This is a genomic window from Georgenia satyanarayanai (assembly GCF_900116375.1).
Taxonomy (GTDB): Bacteria; Actinomycetota; Actinomycetes; order Actinomycetales; family Actinomycetaceae; genus Oceanitalea; species Oceanitalea nanhaiensis.
Map to the genome: position 1 here is coordinate 255,760 of NZ_UETB01000001.1, position 24,591 is coordinate 280,350.

At 73.4% G+C, this 24,591-nt stretch carries 23 protein-coding genes; 4 read left to right on the plus strand and 19 right to left on the minus strand.

Annotated elements, in window-relative coordinates; genetic code table 11:
- Positions 1-13 precede the first annotated feature (13 nt).
- Both DSZ44_RS01140 and DSZ44_RS01145 read left to right on the plus strand, forming a co-directional pair.
- Complete coding sequence (locus DSZ44_RS01140) at positions 14-2,158, plus strand: DEAD/DEAH box helicase (protein WP_258369129.1); 2,145 nt, start codon at positions 14-16, stop codon at positions 2,156-2,158.
- Between the two features lie 26 nt (positions 2,159-2,184).
- Entirely contained in the window at positions 2,185-2,628 is a 444-nt protein-coding gene (locus tag DSZ44_RS01145; RefSeq protein WP_181424492.1) for an RDD family protein, read from the plus strand.
- Positions 2,629-2,636: 8 nt separating this feature from the next.
- On the opposite strand, the gene DSZ44_RS01150 is transcribed toward DSZ44_RS01145, so the two are convergent.
- The 15 genes from DSZ44_RS01150 to DSZ44_RS01215 form a co-directional block, all read right to left on the minus strand.
- A complete protein-coding gene (locus tag DSZ44_RS01150; RefSeq protein ID WP_110850756.1) occupies positions 2,637-3,560 on the minus strand; it encodes a hypothetical protein in 924 nt (307 codons plus the stop codon).
- A gap of 461 nt (positions 3,561-4,021) precedes the next feature.
- Positions 4,022-4,189 carry a hypothetical protein gene (locus DSZ44_RS18150; protein WP_181424493.1) on the minus strand — a complete coding sequence of 56 codons (168 nt, stop codon included), beginning with the start codon at positions 4,187-4,189 and terminating at the stop codon, positions 4,022-4,024.
- Positions 4,190-4,398: 209 nt separating this feature from the next.
- A complete protein-coding gene (locus DSZ44_RS01155) occupies positions 4,399-7,164 on the minus strand; it encodes a hypothetical protein (RefSeq protein WP_110850757.1) in 2,766 nt (921 codons plus the stop codon).
- On the minus strand, positions 7,161-7,505 hold the full coding sequence (locus tag DSZ44_RS01160; RefSeq protein ID WP_110850758.1) for a DUF6507 family protein: 345 nt from the start codon (positions 7,503-7,505) through the stop codon (positions 7,161-7,163). Before DSZ44_RS01160 ends, DSZ44_RS01155 begins: the two co-directional genes overlap by 4 nt.
- Before the next feature lie 5 nt (positions 7,506-7,510).
- A complete protein-coding gene (locus DSZ44_RS01165; protein ID WP_110850759.1) occupies positions 7,511-7,828 on the minus strand; it encodes a pore-forming ESAT-6 family protein in 318 nt (105 codons plus the stop codon).
- 10 nt (positions 7,829-7,838) lie between these two features.
- Positions 7,839-8,165, minus strand: coding sequence for a hypothetical protein (locus DSZ44_RS01170; protein ID WP_220035051.1), 327 nt, complete (start codon positions 8,163-8,165; stop codon positions 7,839-7,841).
- Positions 8,166-8,263: 98 nt separating this feature from the next.
- On the minus strand, positions 8,264-8,914 hold the full coding sequence (locus DSZ44_RS01175) for a hypothetical protein (RefSeq protein WP_110850761.1): 651 nt from the start codon (positions 8,912-8,914) through the stop codon (positions 8,264-8,266).
- Entirely contained in the window at positions 8,911-9,270 is a 360-nt protein-coding gene (locus DSZ44_RS01180) for a hypothetical protein (protein WP_110850762.1), read from the minus strand. The genes DSZ44_RS01175 and DSZ44_RS01180 overlap by 4 nt, the downstream gene beginning before the upstream one ends.
- Positions 9,260-13,240 (minus strand): type VII secretion protein EccCa, encoded by a 3,981-nt coding sequence (eccCa, locus tag DSZ44_RS01185; RefSeq protein WP_110850763.1) that lies wholly within the window; start codon positions 13,238-13,240, stop codon positions 9,260-9,262. Before eccCa ends, DSZ44_RS01180 begins: the two co-directional genes overlap by 11 nt.
- Complete coding sequence (locus DSZ44_RS01190) at positions 13,237-14,055, minus strand: hypothetical protein (protein WP_110850764.1); 819 nt, start codon at positions 14,053-14,055, stop codon at positions 13,237-13,239. The genes eccCa and DSZ44_RS01190 overlap by 4 nt, the downstream gene beginning before the upstream one ends.
- Complete coding sequence (locus DSZ44_RS01195; protein WP_110850765.1) at positions 14,055-15,371, minus strand: EsaB/YukD family protein; 1,317 nt, start codon at positions 15,369-15,371, stop codon at positions 14,055-14,057. The genes DSZ44_RS01190 and DSZ44_RS01195 overlap by 1 nt, the downstream gene beginning before the upstream one ends.
- Complete coding sequence (locus DSZ44_RS01200; RefSeq protein WP_110850766.1) at positions 15,368-15,613, minus strand: hypothetical protein; 246 nt, start codon at positions 15,611-15,613, stop codon at positions 15,368-15,370. The genes DSZ44_RS01195 and DSZ44_RS01200 overlap by 4 nt, the downstream gene beginning before the upstream one ends.
- Positions 15,603-16,664, minus strand: coding sequence for a DUF6177 family protein (locus DSZ44_RS01205; RefSeq protein WP_110850767.1), 1,062 nt, complete (start codon positions 16,662-16,664; stop codon positions 15,603-15,605). The genes DSZ44_RS01200 and DSZ44_RS01205 overlap by 11 nt, the downstream gene beginning before the upstream one ends.
- Positions 16,661-17,806: an FHA domain-containing protein gene (locus DSZ44_RS01210; RefSeq protein ID WP_110850768.1), complete on the minus strand. Its 1,146-nt coding sequence runs from the start codon at positions 17,804-17,806 to the stop codon at positions 16,661-16,663. The genes DSZ44_RS01205 and DSZ44_RS01210 overlap by 4 nt, the downstream gene beginning before the upstream one ends.
- A gap of 132 nt (positions 17,807-17,938) precedes the next feature.
- Entirely contained in the window at positions 17,939-20,149 is a 2,211-nt protein-coding gene (locus tag DSZ44_RS01215) for a SpoIIE family protein phosphatase (protein ID WP_110850769.1), read from the minus strand.
- Between the two features lie 108 nt (positions 20,150-20,257).
- Here DSZ44_RS01215 and DSZ44_RS18155 point away from each other — a divergent pair, with 108 nt between their 5' ends.
- Positions 20,258-20,584 (plus strand): hypothetical protein, encoded by a 327-nt coding sequence (locus DSZ44_RS18155; RefSeq protein ID WP_181424494.1) that lies wholly within the window; start codon positions 20,258-20,260, stop codon positions 20,582-20,584.
- A 21-nt stretch (positions 20,585-20,605) separates the two neighbouring features.
- On the opposite strand, the gene DSZ44_RS01225 is transcribed toward DSZ44_RS18155, so the two are convergent.
- A complete protein-coding gene (locus DSZ44_RS01225) occupies positions 20,606-21,007 on the minus strand; it encodes a four-helix bundle copper-binding protein (protein ID WP_110850771.1) in 402 nt (133 codons plus the stop codon).
- 140 nt (positions 21,008-21,147) lie between these two features.
- Here DSZ44_RS01225 and DSZ44_RS01230 point away from each other — a divergent pair, with 140 nt between their 5' ends.
- A complete protein-coding gene (locus tag DSZ44_RS01230) occupies positions 21,148-21,588 on the plus strand; it encodes a hypothetical protein (RefSeq protein ID WP_146237448.1) in 441 nt (146 codons plus the stop codon).
- Between the two features lie 27 nt (positions 21,589-21,615).
- Here DSZ44_RS01230 and DSZ44_RS01235 read toward each other — a convergent pair whose 3' ends face one another.
- From DSZ44_RS01235 to DSZ44_RS01245, 3 genes are all read right to left on the minus strand, one after another.
- Positions 21,616-22,365 carry a hypothetical protein gene (locus DSZ44_RS01235; protein WP_110850773.1) on the minus strand — a complete coding sequence of 250 codons (750 nt, stop codon included), beginning with the start codon at positions 22,363-22,365 and terminating at the stop codon, positions 21,616-21,618.
- 81 nt (positions 22,366-22,446) lie between these two features.
- Positions 22,447-23,916: an MDR family MFS transporter gene (locus tag DSZ44_RS01240; RefSeq protein ID WP_110850774.1), complete on the minus strand. Its 1,470-nt coding sequence runs from the start codon at positions 23,914-23,916 to the stop codon at positions 22,447-22,449.
- 157 nt (positions 23,917-24,073) lie between these two features.
- On the minus strand, positions 24,074-24,556 hold the full coding sequence (locus tag DSZ44_RS01245; protein ID WP_110850775.1) for a pyridoxamine 5'-phosphate oxidase family protein: 483 nt from the start codon (positions 24,554-24,556) through the stop codon (positions 24,074-24,076).
- Between the last annotated feature and the right edge of the window lie 35 nt (positions 24,557-24,591).

The following is a 24,591-nucleotide window of genomic DNA, read 5'->3' on the forward strand; positions in this document are numbered from 1 at the left end:
GGAGGAGGAGTCCGTGGCTCGAGGAGCCCAGCGCCCGTCGGGCGCTCGTCGTACTGCCCCGCGCAGCACGCCCAAGCGCAAGCACCAGGACAACAGCGGGCTCATCCCGGTGCTGGCCCGGGCCGTCCGCGAGGTCGAGGGTGCGGTGAAGCGCGAGCGGGTGGTCCCCTCCACCCGCACGAAGTTCCAGGCCATCGCGCTGCTCGTGCGCGAGGAGCGCGCCCGCATCAAGGTGGACACGACGCTGAACGAGGCCCGTCGCGGCGAGGAGCTCAAGCGCCTCGACGGCATCGCCACCATCCTCGCCGTCACCGCCGCCCGCGACCCCCGCCTCCTCGCCCTCATCGCCGACGAGGCCGTCGTCTCGCCCGAGGCCCGCGAGCTGCGCCGCGAGATGCTCCTCGACGCCGGCTTCGAGGTCCCCGAGGAGGCGGAGCCCGAGCCCGAGGGGCCGCGCGAGCCCTCCGCCGTCGAGCAGCGCCAGGTGGTGCCGCAGGCCGTCATCTCCCGCCAGATGGCCAACCCTTTCCTCGAGCCGGACTACGACGCCGTGCGCCGGCCACCGGCCCGCCCGCGCCGCCTGGCCGGCTGGGAGCTCATCGAGCCGCTGCTGCGCTCCTTCGAGTACGGCGGCGAGGCCGCCTGCATGACGCTGCCCGAGCCGAACGGCACCCGCGTGCCGCCCGGGCTCGAGCTCATGCCGCACCAGTCCCGGCTGGTCGAGGCCGCCGCCGAGGGCCACCGCACCTTCCTCCTCGCCGACGAGCCGGGCCTGGGCAAGACGGCGCAGGCGCTGCTCGCCGCGCAGGCCGCCGACGCCTACCCGCTCCTCGTCGTCGTCCCCAACGTCGTCAAGACGAACTGGGCCCGCGAGGCGGAGCGCTGGACGCCCGCCCACCGCGCCACCGTCGTCCACGGCGACGGCGAGGACATCGACGCCTTCGCCGACATCATCGTCATCAACTACGAGATCCTCGAGCGCCACGTCGGCTGGCTCGGGAGCCTCGAGCTGGGCGTGCGCGGGATGGTCGTCGACGAGGCGCACTTCATCAAGAACAAGAAGTCCCAGCGGTCCCAGCACGTGCTCCACCTGTCCGAGCAGCTGCGCTCACGCCCGTGGGCCCCGCTCCTCATGGCGCTCACCGGCACCCCGCTCATCAACGACATCGAGGACTTCACCGCGATCTGGCAGTTCCTCGGCTGGATCGACGAGGAGAAGCCCCTCGGGGACCTCATGGAGGCGCTGGAGGAGACCGGCCTGGTGCCCTCGGACCGCGGCTTCTACGCCGCCGCCCGCAGCGCCGTCATCGAGCAGGGCATCGTGCGGCGCCGCAAGATCGACGTCGCCGCCGACCTGCCCGCCCGCCGCATCGCCGATGTCTTCGTCGAGCTCGACGACGCCGCGGGCCGCTCGATCCGCGACGCCGAGCGGGCGCTGGCCCGCCGTCTCGTCAACCGCTACCGCAAGGCCCTGGAGGTGCGGCACGGGGAGAACGTCGTCGAGGGCATCGACCACGAGCTCGTCCGCCAGGTCGCCGTGTGGGAGACGACGAAGACCTCGGAGAAGAAGTCCGAGGACAACGTCTTCACGATGATGCGCAAGCTCGGCTCGGCCAAGGGCGGGGCCGCGGCCGACTACGCCGCCCAGCTCGCGCGCAACGTCGGCAAGGTCGTGTTCTTCGCCAAGCACATCGACGTCATGGACGCCGCGGAGGAGCTCTTCACCCAGCGGGGCATCCGCTTCGCCTCGGTCCGGGGCGACCAGAGCTCCACGGCGCGGCAGAAGAACATCGACGCGTTCACGAACGACCCCGAGGTCTCGATCGCCGTCTGCTCGCTCACCGCGGCGGGCGTGGGGCTCAACCTCCAGGTGGCGTCCAACCTCGTGCTCGCCGAGCTCTCGTGGACCGACGCCGAGCAGACCCAGGCGATCGACCGGGTCCACCGCATCGGTCAGCCCGAGCCCGTGACGGCATGGCGCATCATCGCCGCCCAGACCCTCGACACCCGCATCGCCGAGCTCATCGGGTCCAAGGCGGGCCTCGCGGCCCGGGCCCTGGACGGCTCGGACGAGGAGGTCGTCGCGGACGTCCAGGTGGAGATGCTCGTCGCGCTGCTCACCGACGCGCTGAGTAGCTCGGCGCCCGTCCTGGCGTGAGCGGGAAGGGACATACCGTGGCGGACGTGCGCCCAGGCCTCGCGCCCTGGGAGGTGCGGGTCTTCGCGTCCTGGTTCGATCTCGTGGTCGTCGGGCTGCCGGCGCTCGTGCCCCTGGGGTACGCGCTGGCGACGGCGCAGCCGCGGGGGCCGGGCAGTGACGCCTCCGACCTCACCCCGGCCGGGATCGTCGCCGCGTGGGTGGCGATCCTGCTCTACCTGGGGATCTGGTCGTGGAACCGCTACGTGCGCACGGCGCGCACGGGGCAGTCGTGGGGCAAGCGGCGCCGCGGGATCACGGTGCGGACCGTGACCGGAGAGGTGCCCAGTGCGGGGCGGCTCGTCGCCCGGGACCTCGCCCACGTGCTCGACGTCCTGCCCCTGTTCCTCGGGCTGCTGTGGCCCAGCTGGGACCGGCGCCGTCAGACCTTCGCCGACAAGATCGTCGGGACCGTCGTCACCGTCGCGTAGCTGCTCCGTCAGCCAGGGCTGAGCGTGGTCCAGCTCTGCGGGACCAGCTGGCTCGTCTCGACACGGGTGAGGGACGAGGTCGGCACGCTCACCTCGTAGAGCCCGGCGTCGATCTTGGGCAGGCGCAGCCCCTCGGCCAGGTCGGCGTTGTGGCCGATGTAGCTCACGTGGGAGACGGCCTCACCGTTCTGGTCGGTCCACTGGTCGACGACGCGGACCTCCAGGCCGTTCCACCGGGCCGTCACGTACATCTCGAAGAGCTGGCTCACCTCGGCGCGAGGGACCTCGCGCGACCATCGGCCGGCGGGCGTGCGGCGGAACCCGTACTGGGCGGGCGGCTCGACCTCGGCCGCGACGACGACGCGGTCGTCGAGGACGTCGGCGTTCAGGGGCGTGTTGGCCCAGATGGCCATCGCGCCGACGTACCGGGATATCCGGGGGCTGGAGGAGTGCCCGACCCGCACCGTGTCGGACTGCCAGCCGTGGCCGACGTCGACGTAGCGGGCGAGCACCTGGGCCGAGCCGTCGGCGCTGATGCGCACCAGCTCCGAGCCGGCCGGCACCCGCGAGTGGGCCAGCCAGGAGAGCGGGACGACGGCCAGCGAGGTGGCGACGAACCCCGTGCCCGTGAACGGCGGGCGGTCGACGAAGGGGCCGCCGGTCCGCGCCCGGCTCGCCTCGTCCAGCCCACCCACGGCGTTCTCGAAGCGGAGCTGGGGGGTCGCCGGGAAGCGCAGGACGTCGACGTACGGAGCGTCGGGCCGGTGCGGACTGCCCGGGAAGCCGAGGCCGTGCACCTCGTAGACGGCGGCGGGAGTCGTCGCGTCGGCGACGTCGGCCGCGCGCACGACGAACCCGCCCACCCGGTCGAAGCCGCTCTCGAGATAGGCGGCGGACACCTGGGGGGTGACCGCCTTCTGCATCCACGTCATGTCTGGCTCCCTCGTCGTGTCATTCGCGACCACGGACGATTGTGCCCGAGATGTGCGCCGCGCTGTCCCGGGGCTCGCTGCTCGTGCCGGAATCCGACACGACGTCCGCGACGTGTTCGGGCACGCCGTGTGCGCCACCTCGGAGACGTCGGAGAGTGAGTCGATGGGTACGTCGCCGCTCCACATCCCGTGGTGGTGGTGGGTGTGCTCAGGTCAGCGGTCGGTGCCCTCGCTGTAGTTCGATGGAGGCACTGTCGCCGAGGACCGACCGGACGTCGACCTCTTTCCCCTTCCAGACCGCAGTCGTCTGGACAATTATGGCTTGGCTGAGCGCGGACCGCGACACCCGCCGGGTGGCGAACGGCCCCGCCCTCATTGCGCTCGTCCGGGCCGGTCGACACTGTGCGACCACCTGCGGTTCCGGTACACCGCTGTGACCTTGAGATGTGCACCGTCACTGCTCACAGCGGGATCTCGATGACTTCCTCGGTGACGTCGGAGAGTGAGTCGACGGGAACCGTGCCGGTCATCAGCCCGTGCTTGTGGTGGGTGAGCTCGGGCCACCGGCTCGCGTCCTGGCTGCCGAACTCGATGGTGGCGCGGTCGCCCAGGACCGACCGGACCGTCACCTGTTGCCCCTTCCAGACTGCGGTGGTCTTGACGACGAAGGTCCGGGTGAACTGGGACCGCTCGACACGCCGGGACCATCGGCGGTGATTGTCACGTTCGAAGCCGGGCGGTTGCGGGTCGCTGAGCGGAGCAAGGAGCAGGATGGACGGTCCGCGGACATTCTTGGCTCGGTACGTCACACCGTCGAGGGCGGCATACGCGCCTGCTCTCATGGGGTGGGCCCCGGTTGCTCGACGATGACGTGCCAATGGTCGTCCCTGAACACCGCGGCGATCTCCTGGGTACCGTCGGGCCGGATCCGCATGAGCTCCGCGCCTTCGGGAACCAGGACGCGGACGTCGGGCGCTCCATATGTGGCCTCCGGAGCGTAGTGCGGCCCGGTGCCTCCGAAACCACTTCCCCGGAAGGGGTTCGTGGGATCGAAGGCGTTGCCCGTGTAGTACTTGCCGGCCGGGTAGTGGCTGTTGATGAACTCCTGCATCGCCGCTCCTCGCGCTGCGGGATCGGCGATGTCATAGATCGAGTCGGGCATCTCCCTCATGGCTTTGAGCGGCCCGTCAGGGACCCACGGGTTGAACTGAGCGCCGGCCAGGTCGTCGCCGTCGAGCAACAGGCCATCGCCGGCGCGGTAGCGGACGGCGAACATCGACTCCCCGTCCGCGCGGAACGTGACCGTGTCGTAGTTGAGGCCGAGCCGGTAGTAGAGCTCAGACGGTGTCGCCCCCAACATGTCCGCGCCGCGTGCGACGAAGCCTCCGATGGTCTCGAAGTCTCCCTCCGGCGTCCCGGCGCGCTCGACCAGGCTCGGCTCGGCGTGCCGCCCGATGTCGTCACCGAGGATCTGGGCCACATTCTCCGGAGGAAGGACCTTCTGCAGGACGTCGTCGGGGTGGATGGGCGGCAAGGCCTCACGGATCTCGATGAGGGTGATGACCTCCTGGCGAGTCATGTCCACCAACGGCTTCTGGACGAGGTCCGTCAGCTGTACCTCGGTCAACCCGTGCGCGGGCAGAATCTCGGCCAGGGCGTCCTGGTACCGCGCCTGATCACTGATGAGGTCGTCCCGCATGTTGACGACGTGCGGCTGCCCGCTCTTGTCGATTGCGACTCGTCCCTGTTCAGGGCCCTCGCCCGCCGCGCCAGAAGGGCCTTCGCTGCCGGTTCCCGTACCGCCCGCGTCGCCCTTGTCACCCGGCGTGGCGTCGGTGATGTCGTCGGCTGCGCCGGTGCCGGGCGTGGCGTCGGTGATGTCGTCGGCTGCGCCGGTGCCGGGCGTGGCGTCGGTGATGTCGTCGGCTGCGCCGGTGCCGGGCGTGGCGTCGGTGATGTCGTCGGCTGCGCTGGTGCCGGGCGTGGCGTCGGTGATGTCGTCGGCTGCGCCGGTGCCGGGCGTGGCGTCGGTGATGTCGTCACCTGCGTCCGCGCCGGGCTGGCCGGCCTCACCGGTGGTGCCGCCGCTGTTGGTTGGCGCACCATCGGCGATGTCGTCGATCCCGCCCGCGGCGGGCGCGCCGGACGAACCACCGTGGCCGCCGCCAGAGGAGCTCGCGCCGGACCCGCCGGACGAGGAGCCACCGGACGTCGAGCCGCCGGATGAGGAGCTACCCGTCGGAGCGTCGGAGCCAGCGGCTCCGGACGATCCGGGCTGCGAGGGGGAGCGCGGCGGCTCGGCGAGGCCCTCGGGGCTGTTGCCAGACCCGCCGGGCTGCGTCGAGCCGGGCGCCTCGGTGGCGCTGCGGGTGCCGGCGTGGACGGGCTCGGGGGCCTCCACAGGCTGGTGGCGCGGCGGCTGAGCGTCGGGGTTGCGCGTCGGGGCACCCGTCGGCGCGTCGGCGTCGGGGAGCGTGGCTCGGTCGACGCCGGGCCGGAAGTCCGGGACCTCGATGCCCTTGATGCCGGTGGTGAAGTCGTCGAAGAGGGTACGCACGGTAGGGGCCGCGAGCCGCCCGCCCTTGATCATCAGGCTGACCGGGTCGACGAAGTCACCGATCCGCGCACCGGTCTGGAGCGCCTTGGAGAACTTGCCGGCCTTGCCGGCGGTGCCGGCCCCCTTGACGGCCGCACCCGCCGGGATGAAGAAGGTGAGCACGTTGAAGACGGTGCCGCCGGCGGCGGTGGCGTAGTCGCCCTCGGCCCAGGAGTCGTACATGATGAGGCCCTTGCCCACACCCAGCCAGGCCTCCCCGATCGGGGTCGAGCCGAGGCCGATGAGGCTGGCCAGGCCGTCGCGCGTCGCGTCGGCGTTCTCGCCGATGCCAAAGATGGCACCGCCGATGTCGATGATGCCGCCGATGGTGCCGCCGACGCCCTCGACGAGGAACCCGTCCCAGACGAAGCGCTTGACCTGCACACCGGCCGACTTCGGGCAGTGGTCGCGGCGCTGGACCTCCGAGCCCCACGGCATCTCCGCCTCGGTGCTCAGCTCGTCGACGCCGTAGCCGAACTCGTCGTCCTCGCCGGTCATCGCGTGCCAGGGCTCGGCTCCGTAGAGGGCCCGGATGGCGTTGGCGCAGCGTCGTTCGGCCTCCCAGAGCAGCACTTGCTGGGCGTTGACCCTCTCGACGAGCGCGGTGTTGTCGTCGACGAGGTCCTGGTCGTAGTCCCACTCCGGGTTGCCCGCGATATCGTTCCGGAAGGCGACGGCATCGCTTCGGATGGTCCTGAGCGATTCCTTGATCGGCCGGATGTCCTCGGCGAAGTTCTGCAGCGCCTTGGCGACGGACTCGAGGGACTCGCTCACCGACAGGGACTTCGTCTCGACGTCGTCCATCACGGCGAAGAGGGTCTCGGCCTCGGGAGCCTCGTAGTGGTTGGCCAGAGCGCGCCACTCGGTGACGACGGCGGCACCGGTGTCGCGCACGTCCTGGGCCTTGGTCGAGATCGTGGTCGCCGCCAGCTCGACGCCGTCGGGGTCGAGCTCGTCCCCCGGGATGGCCGAGGGGTTGATGCCCTTGGAGTAGCAGACGTCGGTCATTGTCCCTCCGGCTGCCAGAGTGTGTCGCCACCCGCGGCTGCTGCTGCGGCCTGGATCTCTGCGGCCATGTCGGTGTGGCCCTCGTCGTACGCCTCGGTCGCCCGTCCGGCCCCGTTGATGCCGTTCTGGATGCGGTTGCCGATCGACTCGAGGGTCGGGGAGATGTGTTCGAAGAAGCCGTAGAGGGCGTCAGCGATGACCGGGCTGCTGCCCGTCGCGATGACGGCCTCCTCGACCGGTGCGGGAAGTGCCTCGATGTCCTCGCTGAGAGTGCCGGCGACGGTCCCCACACCGGAGAGCACCGTGCCGACGCCCTCGGGATTGATCCTCCACTTGCCCATCGGGGTCAGGCGATGGAGTCGACGATGCCCTTGGCCCGGCTCAGCGCGGACTGGGCGGTGGCGTCGGTCTGCTGGAGGGACTCACGCATCGCGGCGATGATCGTGCGCACCTCGTTGGCGACGGCGTTCCACCGGGCCTCCTTGGCGGCGTACTCCTCCGAGACCCCGGTGGCCTCGTAGTCGGCCATGGCGGCCTTGACGTCGGAGTCGCGGGCGAGGATCAGGGTCTCCAGGCGGCCCGCCACCCGGTTGAAGTTCTCCTGCGCGGTCCCCGAGGCTGCCTCGTCGTAGTCGCGACGGTCGGACTGGTTTCCAGTTGCCATGGTGGTCTCCTCAGGCCCGCGGCGCGCCGAAGCGCGCGGCGTCGAAGTTGGTCGAGTTCGTCCGCGCGGTGGTCTCCTCGCGCATCTGGTCGTCACCCTCGGTGAAGGTGCGGTCCATGCCGGAGATCCCGGTGAGGACGGCGGCCAGCGCGCCGTTCAGGTCCACGGCGATACGGTCGGTCTCGGACTTGAACCGGTCGAAGGCGGCCCGGCCCTGACCGTTGAACTTGCCCTGCAGCGGCTCTGCTGCCGCTGCCAGCTCACGGACGAGACCGCCGAGGTCCTCGTTGTTGCTGGAGGTCTTCTTGGTCAGCGTCGACAGGACGTCTGAACCCATCGCAAACTTCACGGATCTCTCCTCCTGGTGGCGGCATGCGGCCAGGTGGCCGGCACGCTCACTGATGTTGGCACAGCCCCCACCCGCACACCACCTTCTCAGCGCCTTCGAGCATGGGGAGTACTCCCCATGGTCGAGGTGAGGCAGCGCATCGCCTCCGCCGCCACAGCTACCGCGGAGCGGTACGCGTCGGCCGTGGCCCGGCTCCGCGCGGGGTCGGGGATGTCGCCACCCGCGGCGAGGGGACGGCTGCGGCGCAGGGGGACGACGGCGGCCGGCAGGCCCTGGCGGTGGGCATGCTCGCGGAGCGCGGTTCCGGGAAGGCCGGCGCCCGTGGTGGCGACCGGGACGACGACGCACCGCCGCCACGCCTCCTCCGGCCGGGGGGTGAGCTCGCGGACCGCCGTCGTCGCCGCGTCGATGCCGGCCGCGGTGGCCGCGCACACGACGACCAGCGGGGCGGCCGCGGCCAGTGTGGGTGCTCCGGACAGCGCGACCGGTCCGGCGTCGTGCACGACGAGGTCCGGCGTGCGGGTCGGGGAGGCGGCCGGGAGCCGGGCGTGCAGCGCCCCGCCGCCGTGGTCCAGCAGCCCCACGGACCGTGACGCGTAGGTGGTCAGCGTCCACCACAGCAGACCGGTGAGGGTCGTGGTCCCGACGCCGCCGGCGACTCCCGCCACCGTGACCCGCGCTCCTGCTGGCAGCGGTGCGTCGAGCCAGCGGCGGGACTCCGGGACGAGGATGCTCACTGGCCGTCCTGGACCAAGCAGGCACCCCCGAGCTGGGCGGCGAGCTCGTAGGCGAGCGCGACGCCGGTCGTCCCGCGCTCGTCCCACGGGGCGAGGGCCTCGATCCACCACAGCGGCCGGGGCAGCTGCGGCGCGTCGGGCAGGAGCCGGGCGATCTCGTCGGCATTGGCGACGTCGATGGGCTGGTAGACGCTGAGGACGGCGGTGTCACCGGTGCCGTCCCCCTGGCAGAGCTCGTTCACCGCGCCGTTGGACAGGGTGCGCACCCGCAGCATCTCGTCGACGGCCATGCCGGCGCGCAGGAGGGCACCGACGTCCGGCGGGGTCGGGGACAGGATGACGATCTCACGTGGCATGTGAGCCTCCGGGGAAGTGGGCGAACTGCGCGAGGTGCGTGCGGTCACCACGGCGCAGCACCTTGGCACGGCCCGGGGGCAGTGCCTCGGCGTAGGTGCGGGGGAAGATCTGACCCTCGCTGCGCTCACCGGACATGAGCACGCCGGTTCCGCCGGTGTCGCGCAGCGTCTGCAGGATCGGGTCGTACAGGGCCCGGGTGGCACCGGCCACGGGGCGGGCGAGCAGGACGTTGAACCGCAGGTCCCGCGCGGCGGGCAGGTGGGGTCGCAGCGGGCCGAGCGGGTCGGTCCCGCCCGAGGCGAGGATGTCGTAGTCGTCGACGACGACGACGATGCGGGGCCCGGTCCCGCGGGCGTCACCGGTCCGGCCCTCCAGCTCGGTGGCGATCGAGGTGGCCAGCGACGCGGCGAGCGGGGCGCTGGTCGCGAGCCCGCCGAGGTACTCCTCGGGGCAGCTGTCGGCCAGGCCACCCCGGATGTCGCAGATGGCCAGCACCAGCTCGTCCGGCGTCGCCCGGTCGACCAGGCCGCTGATCGCACCGCGCAGCAGCGTGGTCTTGCCGCTCGCGGTGTCCCCGAAGACCAGGAGGTGCTGGTCGCGACCCGCGAGGTCGAGGAGCTCCACCCCCATGGTGTCCTGCCGCAGGCCCAGCGGGACGGCGTGCGGCTCCTCGAGCGGGTCGGGCAGCTCCTCCGGCGCGAGGTCGACCGGGAGCAGGCGGATCGGCGGGGCGGCCGGCCCGCCCCAGGCCACGGCGGTCGCCTGCGCCAGCTCCTCCACGGCGGTGCCGACCGGCGTGGCGGGCGCGTCGTCGTCCTCGAGGGACAGGACGGGCAGAGCCACCTGGGCGAAGCGCTTCTCCTCGGTGAGCACCCGGCCCGACTGGTCCGCGCGCAGCGTGGCGGACAGCTTGCGCCCGATGGTCGACTCGGCGGGGTCGTTGAGGCGCAGCTCCACCCGGGTGCCGACGAGGGACTGGACGTTCATCCGCAGCTCGTTCAAGCGGGTCATCGTCGCCACGACATGGATGCCGAAGCTTCCGCCGCGCTGGAGGAGCGCCGTCAGCGGCTCGTCGAGCTCCTCGAACTCCTGGCGCGTCGCCCCGAAGCCGTCGACGAGGAGGACGACGTCGGCGGCGGCCAGCTCGGGGATGCGTCCGGCGGCGTGCTCGCTGCGCAGCATGGCCAGGGAGTCGATGTCGTGGGTGGCGAAGACCTGCTCCCGGGCGGCGAGCATGCCGTGCAGTTCCTCGAGAAGTCGGCGCAGGCGGTCCCGGCTGGCCCGGGTGGCCACGCCACCGACGTGCGGGAAGCCCTGCAGCCGGGCGAGCCCACCACCGCTGAGGTCCATGCCGTAGATGGCGACGTCTCGCGGCGTGTGCGTGAGCGCCAGGGAGGCCGCCAGGGACCACAGCAGGGTGGTGCGCCCGGACTGGGGGGCGCCGGTGATCGCCACGTGGCCACCGGCCCGGGTGAGGTCGAGCAACCACGGCTCCTGCCGCTGCCGGCCGGGGTCGTCGAGGAGGCCGAGCGGGGCGCGCAGCCCACCGCGCGCGGAGCGGGCCTGCAGGCCGCGGTGGGGGACGTGGGTCACCGGGCCGAGCACCTGCCCGAGCGGCAGCGCGCTGGGCAGGGGCGGCAGCCACACGGGACGGGTCGGCTCGGCGGCGCCGGCCAGGCGCTCGACGAGGACGTCGACCAGGGTGCGGCCGGTCGTCGGGCGGACGAGCTCGGGTTCACCCGAGCCCTCGCCGTCGTCGAGTCCGTTGAGACGCTCGACGCCCTGGTACAGCGGCAGCCGCAACGGGCGCGGCAAGGTCTGGGTGGTGGGCTCGGGCGCCTGGTGGATCGGCCCGGAGACGTAGGCGGCGCGGAAACGCTGGTAGACAGTCGTGTCGACCTTGAGGTAGCCGAAGCCGGGCACGGCGGGCAGGTGGAAGGCGTCGGGGGTGTCGAGGACGACCTGGCTCTCGCTCTCGGAGAAGGTCCGCAGCCCCAGCCGGTATGACAGGTAGGTCTCCAGGCCGCGCAGCTTGCCCGCCTCGATGCGCTGGCTGGACAGCAGCAGGTGGATCCCGATGGACCGTCCGATGCGGCCGATCGTCAGGAGCAGGTCGACGAAGTCCGGGTCGGCGGTGAGCAGCTCGCCGAACTCGTCGATGACGACGAGCAGGTGGGGGAGCGGAGGCAGGTCGGGCCGGGTCGCGCGCAGCTCGCGGTAGTGGGTGATCGACGGCGAGCTCCCCGCGTCACGCAGGACCTGCTGGCGGCGCACGACCTCACCGGCGATCGAGGCTCGGGCGCGCTCGGTGAGGCCGGCGTCGTCGGCGAGGTTGTCGATGATCCCGGCGACGTGGGGCAGGTCGGCGAAGGGGGCGAAGGCGGCGCCACCCTTGTAGTCGACGAGGATCATCGCGAGGTCCTCGGGCGGGTGGGAGAGGGCGAGCGCACCCACGAGGGTGCGGAGCATCTCGCTCTTGCCCGAGCCGGTGGCCCCGACGCACAGCCCGTGCGGGCCCATGCCGAGCTGGGCGGACTCCTTGAGGTCGAGGAGGACCGGCCTGCCGGCGTCGTCGAGTCCCAGCGGCACCCGCAGGAAGTCGCGGGAGGACCGGGGACGCCAGCTCGTGGCGGGGTCCAGCCGCGTCGGGTCACCGATCCCGAGGAGCTCACCGACGCCGATGGCGGCCTGGGTGGCCGCGTCGTCGGAGGCGCTGATGCTCAGCCGCAGCGGCGTCAGCGCCCGGCACAGCCCCGAGAGCACCGCCGGAGGCACGTCGTCGACGACGGCCGCCACCGGCTCGCTCGGCTGCGTGTCGTCCCGCAGGTCCTCGACCGCGACGTTGCCGTGCTCGTCGACGGTCAGTCGCAGGCTGACGTCGGAGGGCTCGTCGAGGCGGTCGGCGAGGAGGTGGACCACGGTCACGCCGAGCGATTGCGGCGTGAGGGACTCGTCGACGTGCGGCAGGGTGCCGGCGACCTGGCCGTGCTCGTCGGCGAGGACGAGGAGGCGGGGGCCGAAGCGGGCGACGGACCCGCCGGCGCCGCGCTGGGCGGAGGCGGTGGCCATCGCGCGCTCGGTGAGCTCGGGGCCGACGACGCGCACGAGGGAGGCCAGGTCGGGGGCGACGCGCCGCACGGGCAGAGGCCCGTCGAGGAGCTGCTCGTCGACGAGGTGGGGGACCGCACCCAGCACCGCCCAGTCATCCGCGCGCTCGGCGGGGAAGGCCAGGGCGAGCATGAGGTCGTCAGGGGCGTGCAGGGCGACCGCCTGGGCCAGCAGCGCCCGCGCGAGGGCCAGGGTCTGGTCGCGGGGCCCGATGACGGCGACCTCTCCGGCGAGGTCGAGGGGCACGGTGAGCGGCATCTGGCGGACGGTGGCGTACCGGCGCACGACGGCCTCCGCCTCCGCGCGCATGGCGGGGTCGGCGGGCTGCGTGGGGTTCTGCTCCTCCGGCAGGCGGATGGGGAACCAGGGGCGGTTCCCGGTGCCGACGCGCAGCTCGAGGAAGTCGCGGTCGGCGCGCCGTCGCTCCCACCGCCGGGCGGGGTTGCGGGCGATGTCGGGCAGCGCAGCCGGGTCGGGATGGACGCTGCGCGCTTGCCGCCGGGCCCCGTCCTCGAGCTCGCGCAGGTCGCTGCGCAGCGTCTCGAGGTAGTCCAGGTAGCGCTCGCGCTGAGTGCGGCGGTTGCGGGCCTGCTGACCGCGCTGGGTCAGCGCCATCCCGACACCGCCGACGATCGCGACGACGAGGATGACAATGCCGAGTAGCACGAACAGCGGGTTGTTGCGCAGCACCATCATCATGGTCATCGAGGCAAAGGCGCCGGCGACCGGGAGGAGGGTCTGCAGGGGCAGGCCGCCGGCGGGGGCGTCCCCGAGCTGCGGCGGCGGGGAGAGGTCGATCCGGGAGGCGTCCTGGAGGGGCGGGACGACGCGCGCGGGCCGGTGCACCTGGCGCAGGGTCATGCCGCGGCCCCCACGGAGGTGCGCAACAGGAGCGCCGCGGCGCCGGCGTAGGCGGCCCGCGCGTCGAGCGCGACGCGGGCGGTGGTGACCTGCCCTGCCCCGAGCGCGGACACGTGGGGCACCTGGAGGATCGGCACAGCGGTGCTCCGCTCGAGGACCCGCGCGGTGCCCCCGGCCGTGCCCCCGAGATCGACGAGGATCACGACCGCCGGGGTGGACCAGTCCGCCGTCACCTGCTCGGCCAGGGCCAGGCCCCGTTCGGCCGGGCCCCGGTCGGCCCGGGCGACGACGGCGACGACGTGGGAGGCGGAGGAGACCTCCGCGAGGTCACCCGGGGGCCTGACCCCCCAGTCCGTGAGGACGACGTCGAAGAAGCGGCCGACGAGGTCGACCGCCGAGTGCCAGTCCCCGGTGGACGTCCGGACAGCGGATTCCGACGTCCCCGTGCCGATGACGAGGAGGCCGGAGCGGGACTGCGGCGCCAGCTCGCGCGCCTGCACGGTGCGGGTGATGCCGGCGGCGCGGCGTGCGGTGCGGGTCAGCGAGGGCGGCCCGTCGACCGCTGCGGACGCGGCGAGCCGGGCGCGTCCGCCGGCGGCGTCGACGGCGAGGACGGCACCGGAGCGGCGGGCGGCGAGCGCGCTGCCGAGCCGGGCCGTGGTCACCGTCGCCCCGGCACCGCCGTCGGCCTGGACCAGAGACAGCCGGCGGCTCGTGGGGACGGGCCTGCGCAGCCCGGAGTCCGCCTCGGCGAGCCGGCGCAGCAGGCCGGGTGCGCCGGTGGCGACGTGGAGCAGCTCGACCACGGCGGGCATCAGAAGGTCTCCAGCAGCTGGCCGTAGACGCCGAGGATGCCGAGCAGCACCGGGAGGATGCCGAGCACGGCGACCATCTCGACAAGGTCGCCCAGCCGGCGCAGGCGGGCCCGCTGACGACCGGACGGCGAGAGCGCGGCCCCCACCGCCACGACGACGGCGCAGCCGCCGGCCAGGGCCGTGGCCAGCAGCGGGCGGTGCGCGGCGACGGGGCCGAGGACGAGCACGGTGAGCGGCACGAGCACCGCGACCCACAGGGCGAGGACCTGTGCTCGCAGCGGCACGCTCCGCGTCCGCAGCGCCAGCACCAGCACGGTGAGCAGCCCGAGGACGAGGGCCGGCACGTCGCCGGAGCCGAGCAGCCCGACGGTGGCCCAGACGGAGGTCGCCGCGACGGCGACGGTGGTCCAGGTGAGGGCGCGGTAGGCGTCGTCCAGGGTGTGGTGGACCTGGTCGCTGGGGGGCTCCTGGCCGTCGAGGGCCTGGTCGTCCAGTCCAGTGAGCCCGGAGGACACCATGGCGTACCATGGCAGCAGACCCGCCGCGACGGCGGTGAGGGCGGCGACGACGGCGTGGGCCCGGACCGCAGGCAGGAGGTGGTCCAGGGCGAGCGCGAGGACGGTGAGCACGGTGCCGGCCGCGGCACCGGTGAGCGCTCCGCGGGACGAGCGGCCGATGCCGATGCCCACTCCGAGGGTGAGCCACAGCGCGACCGCCCCGAGGCGCAGCGCGTCGCTCGTCGCGAGGCTGGTCAGCGCGGCGAGGACGAGGGTCGGCACCAGGCCGACAGCCACGGCGGCGAGGACTCCACCGGCGTAGCGGCGGCCGGCCCGACCGACCGCCGCGGAGGCCACGACGGCGAGCAGGACGGCACCCGCGTACACCGGGAGCTGGTTCGCGTCGGGAACCGTTCCTGCGAACAGCGGGATGAGGCCGGCGACGGCCGTCGCGAGCCCGACGGCCACCGTCGCGACGGTCTTGCGGGTGTGAACGGTCCAGCGGTCGGCGCGCACCTCCAGGCGCTCGGCGGCGGCGTCGGTGACGTCGGCGACCTGCGGAGGCGGAGGTGCGTCGACGGTCCGGACGACGCGAAGGACCTCACCGTCAGCGAGGTCCTGGGAGACGCAGTCGACGCCGAGGTCCACCTGCTCACCCGTGGCGCGCACGAGCGCGACGGACTGGGGGACGTCGTGCACCTCCTCCCGGAGCAGCTCGAGGAGGTCGGGGACCATCGCGCCCACGGCCTCGGTCGACGGCACGACGACGTCGGCGCGGTGCGCGGTGCCGACGAGCGTGAGACGCGTGAACCCGCTCATCCGGTGCCCTCCTCGACGGCAGCCGCGCCGGCCGCGTTGTCGCCCGTGTTCGCCTGGACGAAGGACCACCCGGCGCACCCGGCGCAGGCCAGTGCGGCGAGCACGGTGCTGCCGACGAAGCGGCGCACGTTGTCCCTCGTCGTCCGACGCTCGCGCAGCGTGCCGTGGAGGAACGCCCCGCGCAGCCGCTGCCGGCGCACCCGGGCGGACTCGAGGAGGAGGGCGTCGGAGTCAGCGGGCACTGCCACTCTCCATCCATGTGCCGGCGAGGTCGAGGATGCGGGAGACGCGGTCGCGTCCCAGCGCGTCGATCACGGCGTTCAGCCGGTCCCAGCCGGGCTCGGTGAGGCCACCGAGTGGGAAGTACAGGCCGGGGATGCGCGGGCGCCCGACGACGCGTGCGTCGAAGCGCTCGGCGAGGGCGGGCACGTCGAGGTCGAGCTGCCGGACGCCGGGCGGGCCGATGAGCATCCCGAGAACGGCCGGGGGCGGGGCGAGCAGGGGCTCGAGCGAGAGGTCCTGTCGACCGGTCCGCCCCATGACCAGGCCGAACAAGGGCATGTGGTGCGCGGCGAGCGTCGCGAAGGTGCCGGGGAGGGACTCCATGGCCCGGGCGGCCGCCTCGCTGTGCAGCGCGCCCACCCCGAGCATGAGCTGGGTGTTCTCCTCCAGCCCGTCCGCGGTCCGGGAGACCTGGATCGTGCCGTTGAGGCGCCGCTCGGTACCCCCGCTGACGACGAGGGTGGTGTCCTCCGGCGCCCGGGCACGGGCCACCGCGGTGAGCTCCTGGCGGTTCCAGCGGCGCAGCGCCGGCTCGTAGGGCCCCCACCCGGTGGGGGCCGAGCCGGTGAGGGCCTCGCCGAAGATCTCGGCGGTCCCGCCGAGGAGGGTGGTCTCGGCCGCCTTGTGGCGCACCGACTGGGACAGGATGAGCTGGAGCGTGTCGGGAGCGGCGGGGCGCAGGTAGCGGACCGCCACGTCGTCCCTGTCCCGGATAGGGGCGTCGTCGAGCACGTCGGAGACCTTGGACAGCCGGCGGCCGCCCAGGCCGTCACGCAACGTCCCGCCGAGCTCACGGACCACCCAGCAGCCCCGCATGTCCTGCAGGACCTGCTGCATGGGGTAGGTCAGTCGGGTGACCTCGTCGCTCACGAGGATGACCCGGCGCCCCTCGTTCGCGGCCGTGACGAGCAGCTCGGCCCGGGACTGGCTGAGGTAGGCGATCTCGGCCCGGGTCTCGGTTACCAGCTCGCCGCCGGCCTGTGCGTCCAGGGCGGGGTGGCGCACGCTCATCGGGGGACTCCTTCACCGGGGAATGTCACGGTCACGGTCTGGTCGCCGAGCTGGATGGTCGAGCCGGGCTGGACCGCCAGCTCCTCCCAGGGCCGCAGCTGCTGCGCGTGCCCGGAGGGCCCGACGACGACGGTGCCGTTCGTCGAGCCGCGATCGGTGAGCCACAGCGAGCGCCCGTCCCAGCGCAGGGCCGCGTGGGTCTTGGAGACCGAGCGCTGGAGGTCGTTGATCGGGACGGCGACGGCCACCTGCTCACCGTCGCGGGGCTGGGGGTTGCGCCCGAGCAGTGCCGTCCCGGTGACGGTGAAGCGGCCGCCGTCGGCGGTGGCGACGACCACGCCGCCGGGCCGGCCCGTGTCCGGGGCGGGCGACGGCGCCACGGGAGGAGCCGGCGGAGCAGGCTGGGGTGCCGCGGTGCCGGGCCGTGCGGGGAGCCCCGCCGCGGGCCCGGACGTCGCCGCGCCGGTGCCGCCCGGCGGCGGACCCCACGGCTGGGCGGGTGCCGCCGCCTGGGGGGGTGCTGCGGGAGCAGCGGTGCGCTGCGCTCGGCGGGACCGGGCGACCTGGTCCGCACCGGCGGCGGGCGGTACCGCTGCCACCGCGCCGGGCGCCGGGTCCCAGGAGGTGGCGACGACGGGGGGTTGGGCCGCCCGTGCCGCGGGAGAGCCGGGGCGGGCGCTGCTCGTCGTGCGGAGCGGGTCGCGCGCACCGCGGACCGTGAGCGTGACGCCGTCGGCGCGCCACGCCGTGAGCAGGCGACCGAGCCCCAGGGGCAGGCCGGTGAAGAGGTCGACCGTCCGCAGCCCGGCCGCGAGGTGCCCGAGCGTGCGTCCGGTGAGCGCCAGTCCCACCACGGTGAGCAGCACGTAGATGACCAGGGGGAGCCAGGCGAGGTCGCGGAGCAGCTCAGGGTCGAGGAGCGCCACGGCGCCCAGGGCGAGCAGGGCGAGGACGTCGGTGCCGACGGCGAGCGCGCGCTGCGCGGTGGAGGCACGGGCGCAGCCGGCGAGGAGCGTCGGCAGCAGGCTCGGGGGCGTGGCCGTGCCCGTCGCTGTGGGAGCGCCGCAGGTGGGACAGTGCGGTGCCGAGGCTGCCAGCGGGGTGGCGCACACGCCGCAGGTGACCGCGGGAGCGACCGTCATGGAGCTGTCCTGGCCTTTCGTGGAGTGTCTGCTGAGGCAGCCGACGACATGCGCGGGACCGGCGCCCCGCAAGATAGTGGCACACGAGAGGCCGTCCTGGGGAAGCGACCCCGCGGCCGGGGCGCCAGGGGGCTACTGCCGGCGCAGGACGACGGCGGTCGCGTCGTCGTCGGAGTGCGGGTCGCGGACGGCGGCGATGATCGCGTCGAGGTCACCGGCGACCGGCCCGCTGAAGGCGCGGCGCAGCCGCTCCAGCCCGTCGGGCAGCGGGTCGCCGCGCCGCTCGACGAGCCCGTCGGTGAACAGGACGACCCCGCCGCCGTGGGGGATCTGGACGACGCCCGTGGACGGCTCGCCCCGGCCGTAACCGATGGGCAAGGTGCCGGGGTCGGCGTGCCAGGAGGCGCTGCCATCGGCGTCGAGGACGAGCGGCGGCAGGTGGCCGGCGCGGACGTACTCCATCCGCCCCGTCACGGTGTCGACGACGGCGAGGAGCAGGGTGGCCATCTCCCCGGTCATCGTCCGCTTGGCCAGCTCGTCCAGGCCGAGCGTGGCGGCGGCCGCCGAGCTCTCGCGCACGAGCAGCGCGCGCAGGCCGTTGCGCATCTGCCCCATGACCGAGGCCGCCGGCATCCCGTGGCCGGCGACGTCGCCGACGGCGATCGCGAGCCGTCCGTCCGGCAGGCAGAGTGCGTCGTACCAGTCGCCGCCCACGCGTCCGCCGTCGCCCGGGGCGTAGCGGGCGTCGATGGACCACCCCGCCGCGCGGGGCAGGGAAGAGGGCAGGGAGGAGCGGTGGAGGATCTCGGCGGCGCGGCTGTCGGCCAGGCCGCGCAGGTAGAGGGCCTCGACGGCGTGACGGCGCAGGACGGCGGCGGTGTCGAGCTGGTCCTCGGTCCACGGCAGGCTGGAGCCGCGCACGACCTCCCGCCAGCGCTCGAAGGACTTGCGCGGGGACAGCCGGACCGAGTCGCCCTCCATCCGGGCGATGGCCTTGTTGTGTGGGTCGCCGCCCCAGTCGACGGCTGTTGCGACCTCACGTCGCAGCCAGGCGATCGCGTCGCCGTCGGCGAGGTTGACGACGAGCGCGCCGGCGTACGGGCTGCTGGGGACGACGTCGCCGAGGGAGTCGGTCGCAGTGACCTCCTCACCGGTGCGCGCGGCCCACTGGAGCACCGCAGCGGCGTCCTCGGGCTCGATCCCGGGCAGTGCGGTGCGGCCCTGGGCCCGCACGACCACGCCGTCGGACTCCATGATCGACAGGAGCGCCGGATGTTGGACGAGGGCCTCGGTGAGCGGCAGGTCCTCGTCGCGGGTCGCGGCGACGAGGCCGGCGAGGTCCCGCGCCACCCGGCGCGCGGCCGCGATCCGGTCCTCCTCCACCTGGGCGACGAGGCGTAGCGAGAGCACCGACCCGAGGAACTCGGCGGCCGCGCGGGACCCGTAGGACGGAGCGTGCGGGCCGGAGTAGTGGTGGCAGGCGATGAGCCCCCACAGCTTGCCGTCCTTGAGGAGGGAGATCGACATCGAGGCCGTCACACCCATGTTCTGGAGGTACTCGACGTGGATCGGGGACACCGAGCGCAGCGTCGCGTAGGTGAGGTCGAGGGGCAGCCCGGTGGCGGGGTTGAGCTGCGGCACGAGCGCGCTGGGCGTGTAGCCGATGTCGGAGATCAGCCGGATCCAGTTGAGCTCGTACAGGGCGCGCGCCTGGGCCGGGATGTCGGTGGCCGGGTAGTGCAGGCCGTGGAAGGCGTTGAGGTCCGCGCGCTTGGCCTCGGCGACGACCTCGCCGTTGTAGTCGGCGTCGAAGCGGTAGACCATGACGCGGTCGAAGCCGGTGAGGGTGCGCACCTCGCGGGCGGCGACGTCGTAGAGCTCCTCGAGCGAGCGGGTGCGGACGAGCTCGCTCAGGCTGCCTCGGACGAGCTGGAAGGTGTTGGCGTAGGTGAGGGGCCGCGGCCCCTCTGCCGGCTCGAGCTCGAGGACGAGCAGCTGCTCCGCGCCGGGCGGGTGGTGGATGATGGCGTCCCACGCGCCGCCGTCGGGGAGGTGGACGAGCACGGGGTTGCGGTCGCGCACGTCCCCGGGCAGCTGCGTGTGCGCGACGACGACGGCGGCCGCGTCGGCGCCGAGGACCTCCTCCAGCCTCCGACCCAGGACGTCGTCGACGGGGCGGGCGAGGAGCTCGGCGACGGACGCCGAGGCCTGGACGACCACGCCGTCGTGGAGCGCGAGGAGGACACCGCGCGGCTGGACCGACCCGGGCACGTGGATGGGCTCACGTGCGCAGTTGTCGAGGTCGACGGGGACGTCCGGTGCCAGCGTCAGGTCTTCAGGCATGCAGCTCTCTCCTCACGGGGTGAGCCCTCAGTCTGCCAGGGCAAAGCCCTCACGCCGACGGACGCCGTGCCTCACACTGGGCGCAGGACCGGCTCCGGAGGGGGAGACATGGACGAGGTGCAGCAGGAGAAGCCGGCAGTCGCGGTCGGGGTGGTGGACACGCCCCCGCCGTGCGCGAACTACCTGGTGGGAGGCATCTCGGTGCTGCTCGTCGGCGTCGGCATCCTCGTGTACGGCCTCGCCATGTACCTCGGGGTCGATGAGACAACCGGGAACGTCGGCGCGGTGGTGCTGGGCGCGATCGTCACCGTGACGGGGGTGTCGCTCCTCCTCGCGGGCGTCTCCCGCGCCGCCGTGGCCCTCGACTACCTCGTCGACTCGCGCCGGCCGACGAGCCCGCTCCACGGCCTCGACGCCCTGACCACCGAGGGCTGAGGTTCTCCCCGAGCGCCGGCCTCAGCCGATCGCGGCGAGGAGCTCCGAGCAGGCCTGCTCGCAGGCGCGGCACGCCTCGGCGCAGATGCGGCAGTGCTCGTGGTGGTCGGCGTGGGAGGCGCACTCGTTGCCGCACGTACGACAGACCTGGATGCAGGCCTGGAGCAGGGCGCGGGTGACGTCGGCGTCGTAGGCGGTCTGCCGGGACAGGACGCGGGCGGTGGTGTCGCAGATGTCGGCGCAGTCGAGGTCGGTGCGGATGCAGGCGCGCAGCTCGGCGACCATCTCCTCGCTCAGGCACGCGTCCGCGCAGGCGGTGCAGGTCTGTGCGCAGGCGACGAGCGTGTCGATCGCACGCGCGAGGAACTCTCGGTCGACGCCCGTCCGGGCCGGTGAGCTGGCGATCATCTCGGCGGTCTTCATCGCGTCCTCCTGTGGTCGGTCCGGGAGCGCGGGAAGTCGCGCGCCCGCTCCTCGACGCTACAAACGTCCTCGGCCGGCCGCACCTGCGTGCTACGGTCGTGCTCCACGGCCGCGGCCTGCGGCACGGCGGAGGGGCGGCGATGGTGCGCAGCGGTCTGCGGTTGGCAGGCGGTCTCGTGCTGGTCGCGGTGGCCGCCGGGGCCTGTGGCGGCGAGGACACGGTGGTGTCGAGCGCGCCTGCGTGCGAGGCCCCGGGCCTCCGCGTCGATCCCGGATCGGTGGCCCGGGGCGAGGAGCTGCGCCTGAGCGGGAAGGCGTTCCTGGACGGCTGCGCCGACAGCTGCGTCGTGGACGAGGACACCGGGCACCAGTCGTGCGGGGCCGCGTCGCCCCACCGCGGGATCACCGTCGAGCTCGTCCCTGACGACGGTCGGCCCGTGCTGCTCGCCCGCGTCGACGCCGACGACGACGGTGCGTTCGTCGTCGAGGTGACCGTGCCGGCCGACGCGCCCGAGGGCCGCGCGTCGATCACCACGGACGTCGTCTCGACCGAGCCGGTCGAGGTCACGGTCCACCCGTGACGCTCGACGGTGGTGTGTCCTCGCCGGTCAGGCGAGCCGGGCCTCCATGTCCGCGACCACCGCGGGCAGCACCGGGATGAGGACGGGCGAGGCGACGAAGGCGTCGCCGTCGCGGGTGACGAGGCCGATGTCCTCGAGGGCGAGGAGGTCGGCCCGCACCGCGAGCAGGAGCTGTGCGAGGGCGTCGGTGTCGTCGGCGGCCTCGGGGAGGTGGACGCCGCCGGGGGCGACGGCGGACATCAGCGCCATCGCGGTGAGCGGAGCCGTCTGACTGGACGAGGCGCCGCCGGCGTCGTCGAAGAACGCGCCGAGCGTCGTCGCGTAGAGGATCCGCCCGGCGACCACCCGCTTCTCGGGCGGATCCTGCGCCCACGCCCACGGCGCGACCCCGGCGGCGGGCACCAGCTGCCCGTCCCGCCGCTCGAGGAACCCGCCGCCGACGAGCCCGGCGACGATCGCCCCGACCCGCGCGGCGTCCCACCCCGTGCTCTCTACGAGCCCGGGGGTCGCCACACGTCCCTCCTCCAGGACGTACGGGTGACCGGACCCGACCGTGCGCATGAGGGTGTCCGCGCGGCGCATGAGCGGGGCGTCGACGAGGAGCGCGTGCTCGTCGGCCGCGGCGAGGACGGCCTGCATCGTCTCCTCGTCGGGCACCTGGTCGAAGAAGAGGGGGAGCCGGTCGCTGTCGCGGCCGGCGACGGCGGCACCCGGCTGCGCGGGGCGCTCCGGGCGTCGCCCGGTGGGCTTGCGAGGGCTGCGCTTCTTCTTCGGCATGCCTGCCAGTGTGTCAGCGAGCCCGGCGCGCCGACGGCGGCCGGCTAGTCGTCGGCCGCCGTCGCAGGAGCAGGCTCGGGGTCAGTGACCCGCCGCGGCGTGGACCGGCGTCGCCGGCTTCCGCACGAGGAAGGAGAACGCGACGGCGACGACGGCGAGTGCCGCCCCGCAGAGGAACGCGTCGTGGATGCCGCCGGCCTGGGCCTCGACGGCGCCGAGGCCGTCGGCCACGCCCGCCGCGGTCCGCGTCGTCATCACGGTGATGAACAGGGCGGTGCCGGCGCCGCCGGCGAGCTGCTGCAGGGTGTTGAGGATCGCGCTGCCGTGCGAGTACAGCGCCGGCTCCACCGACCCGAGCGCCGACGTCATGAGCGGGGTCATGAGGAAGCCGAGACCGATGCTGAGCAGCACGTGGATCGCGACGACGTGCCACGTGGGGCTGGCGCCCGACACGAGCGTCATGAGGCTCAGTGCCGTCGCGACGACGACGGAGCCCGGGATGACGAGCGGACGCGGGCCCACGCGGTCGAAGAGCCGGCCCACGAGCGGGGCGATGAGCCCCATGGTGAGCCCGCCGGGCAGAAGGGTGAGGCCGGTCTGCAGCGTCGTCAGCCCCATGACGTTCTGGAGGAACATCGGCAGCAGGATGAGCGTGCCGAACAGCGCCCCCATCGAGATGAGCATCATGAGCAGGCTGACGGTGAAGGTGCGCGAGCGGAAGGGGCGCAGGTCGAGCAGGGCAGCGTCCTTGCGCTGCAGGCCGAGCTGGCGCCAGGTGAAGACCGCGAGGGAGAGCACACCGATGACGAGCGGGACCGCCGGGGAGACGGCCGCCCCACCCTCGGTGGCCTCGCCGATGCTGCTCAGCCCGTAGATGAGCCCGCCGAAGGCGGCGGCGGAGAGCACGATGGACAGGACGTCGACGGGGACGGCCCGCGGCGTCGTGATGTTCTTGACTAGCGAGCCACCGACGACGAGCGCGATCGCCGCGATCGGCAGCACCGTGAGGAACATCCAGCGCCAGCCGAGGTTGGCGAGGATGAAGCCGGAGAAGGTCGGTCCCACGGCCGGCGCGACGGCGATGACGATGGAGATGAGCCCCATCGTGCGGCCGCGGCGGGAGACCGGCACGAAGGTGAGCACGGTCGTGATGAGCAGCGGCAGCATGACGGCGGTGCCGCTGGCCTGGACGACGCGCGCGGCGACGAGCACCGGGAACACCGGGGCGACGGCGGCGAGCGCGGTGCCCGCGGTGAAGGTGCCCATCGCGGCGAGGAAGACCGAGCGGGTGGAGAAGCGGGTGAGGATGAGGCCGGTCGTGGGGATGACCACGGCCATGGTGAGCATGAACGCCGTCGTCAGCCACTGCGCCGTCGCCGCCGTGACGCTGAACTCCTCCATGAGCCGCGGGATGGCCACGCTCATGACCGTCTCGTTGAGGATCATGACGAACGAGGCGACGAGCAGGATCCCGATGACGAGCTTGATCTGGCCGGGGATCGTGTCCTCCGCCTCGGCGGTGGCGGGGGTGGTGCGCTCGTCGACGCTCATGGGCAGCTCCTGGGACGTGGTTCTGGCGTACGCGGTCCCACGGCGCACGGCTGCTCCCGCGGGGGCAACCTCGCGCACCGGCGGCCGAGTCTATGCCCAACAAGCGAGTGGGACGGAGCCTTATTCCGTGCTCCGTCCCACCGCGCCCAGGACGGTGTCAGTCGAGCTGGACGGTGCCGGTGTCCCCGCCGTCGTAGCGCTCCCCGGCAACCTTGGACTTGATCATGCTGTAGAGCTGGACGACCTTGCCGCCGGGGGTGTCCCAGTACTGCGCCGCGTGCGTGTCGACCTTGAGGAGGACGACGCCGGGGGTGTCGGGGCCGTCGGGGAACCACGCCTCGACGAAGCTGTTCCACAGCTCCTCGGACTTGGCGCGGTCGCGGACGACGGACGCGTTCCCGGTGACCGAGACCCAGGAGTCGCCGGAGCTGAAGGAGATGTTGACCGCCGGGTTGGCGGCCACCTCGGAGACGGTGTCGGAGCTGTCGTCGGCGAAGAACCACAGGTCGCCGTCGAACTCGACCTCCTGCAGGGCCATCGGGCGGCTCACCAGCCGGCCGTCGGCGTCGACGGTCGTGAACATCGAGATCCGCGCGTCCTTGACCAGCTCGGCGACCTTCGTGATTCCCTCGTCAGTCATGTGTCCTCCTCGTGGTCGGCCGGCCCTTCACGGCC

Excerpts from the sequence above, each read along its gene's own strand:
- DSZ44_RS01150 (WP_110850756.1), bottom strand. The coding sequence starts at position 3,560 with ATGACGTGGATGCAGAAGGCGGTCACCCCCCAGGTGTCCGCCGCCTAT.
- DSZ44_RS01155 (WP_110850757.1), bottom strand. The coding sequence starts at position 7,164 with ATGACCGACGTCTGCTACTCCAAGGGCATCAACCCCTCGGCCATCCCG.
- DSZ44_RS01160 (WP_110850758.1), bottom strand. The coding sequence starts at position 7,505 with ATGGGCAAGTGGAGGATCAATCCCGAGGGCGTCGGCACGGTGCTCTCC.
- DSZ44_RS01165 (WP_110850759.1), bottom strand. The coding sequence starts at position 7,828 with ATGGCAACTGGAAACCAGTCCGACCGTCGCGACTACGACGAGGCAGCC.
- DSZ44_RS01170 (WP_220035051.1), bottom strand. The coding sequence starts at position 8,165 with ATGGGTTCAGACGTCCTGTCGACGCTGACCAAGAAGACCTCCAGCAAC.
- DSZ44_RS01180 (WP_110850762.1), bottom strand. The coding sequence starts at position 9,270 with ATGCCACGTGAGATCGTCATCCTGTCCCCGACCCCGCCGGACGTCGGT.
- eccCa (WP_110850763.1), bottom strand. The coding sequence starts at position 13,240 with ATGACCCTGCGCCAGGTGCACCGGCCCGCGCGCGTCGTCCCGCCCCTC.
- DSZ44_RS01190 (WP_110850764.1), bottom strand. The coding sequence starts at position 14,055 with ATGCCCGCCGTGGTCGAGCTGCTCCACGTCGCCACCGGCGCACCCGGC.
- DSZ44_RS01195 (WP_110850765.1), bottom strand. The coding sequence starts at position 15,371 with ATGAGCGGGTTCACGCGTCTCACGCTCGTCGGCACCGCGCACCGCGCC.
- DSZ44_RS01205 (WP_110850767.1), bottom strand. The coding sequence starts at position 16,664 with ATGAGCGTGCGCCACCCCGCCCTGGACGCACAGGCCGGCGGCGAGCTG.
- DSZ44_RS01210 (WP_110850768.1), bottom strand. The coding sequence starts at position 17,806 with ATGACGGTCGCTCCCGCGGTCACCTGCGGCGTGTGCGCCACCCCGCTG.
- DSZ44_RS01215 (WP_110850769.1), bottom strand. The coding sequence starts at position 20,149 with ATGCCTGAAGACCTGACGCTGGCACCGGACGTCCCCGTCGACCTCGAC.
- DSZ44_RS18155 (WP_181424494.1), top strand. The coding sequence starts at position 20,258 with ATGGACGAGGTGCAGCAGGAGAAGCCGGCAGTCGCGGTCGGGGTGGTG.
- DSZ44_RS01225 (WP_110850771.1), bottom strand. The coding sequence starts at position 21,007 with ATGAAGACCGCCGAGATGATCGCCAGCTCACCGGCCCGGACGGGCGTC.
- DSZ44_RS01230 (WP_146237448.1), top strand. The coding sequence starts at position 21,148 with ATGGTGCGCAGCGGTCTGCGGTTGGCAGGCGGTCTCGTGCTGGTCGCG.
- DSZ44_RS01235 (WP_110850773.1), bottom strand. The coding sequence starts at position 22,365 with ATGCCGAAGAAGAAGCGCAGCCCTCGCAAGCCCACCGGGCGACGCCCG.
- DSZ44_RS01240 (WP_110850774.1), bottom strand. The coding sequence starts at position 23,916 with ATGAGCGTCGACGAGCGCACCACCCCCGCCACCGCCGAGGCGGAGGAC.
- DSZ44_RS01245 (WP_110850775.1), bottom strand. The coding sequence starts at position 24,556 with ATGACTGACGAGGGAATCACGAAGGTCGCCGAGCTGGTCAAGGACGCG.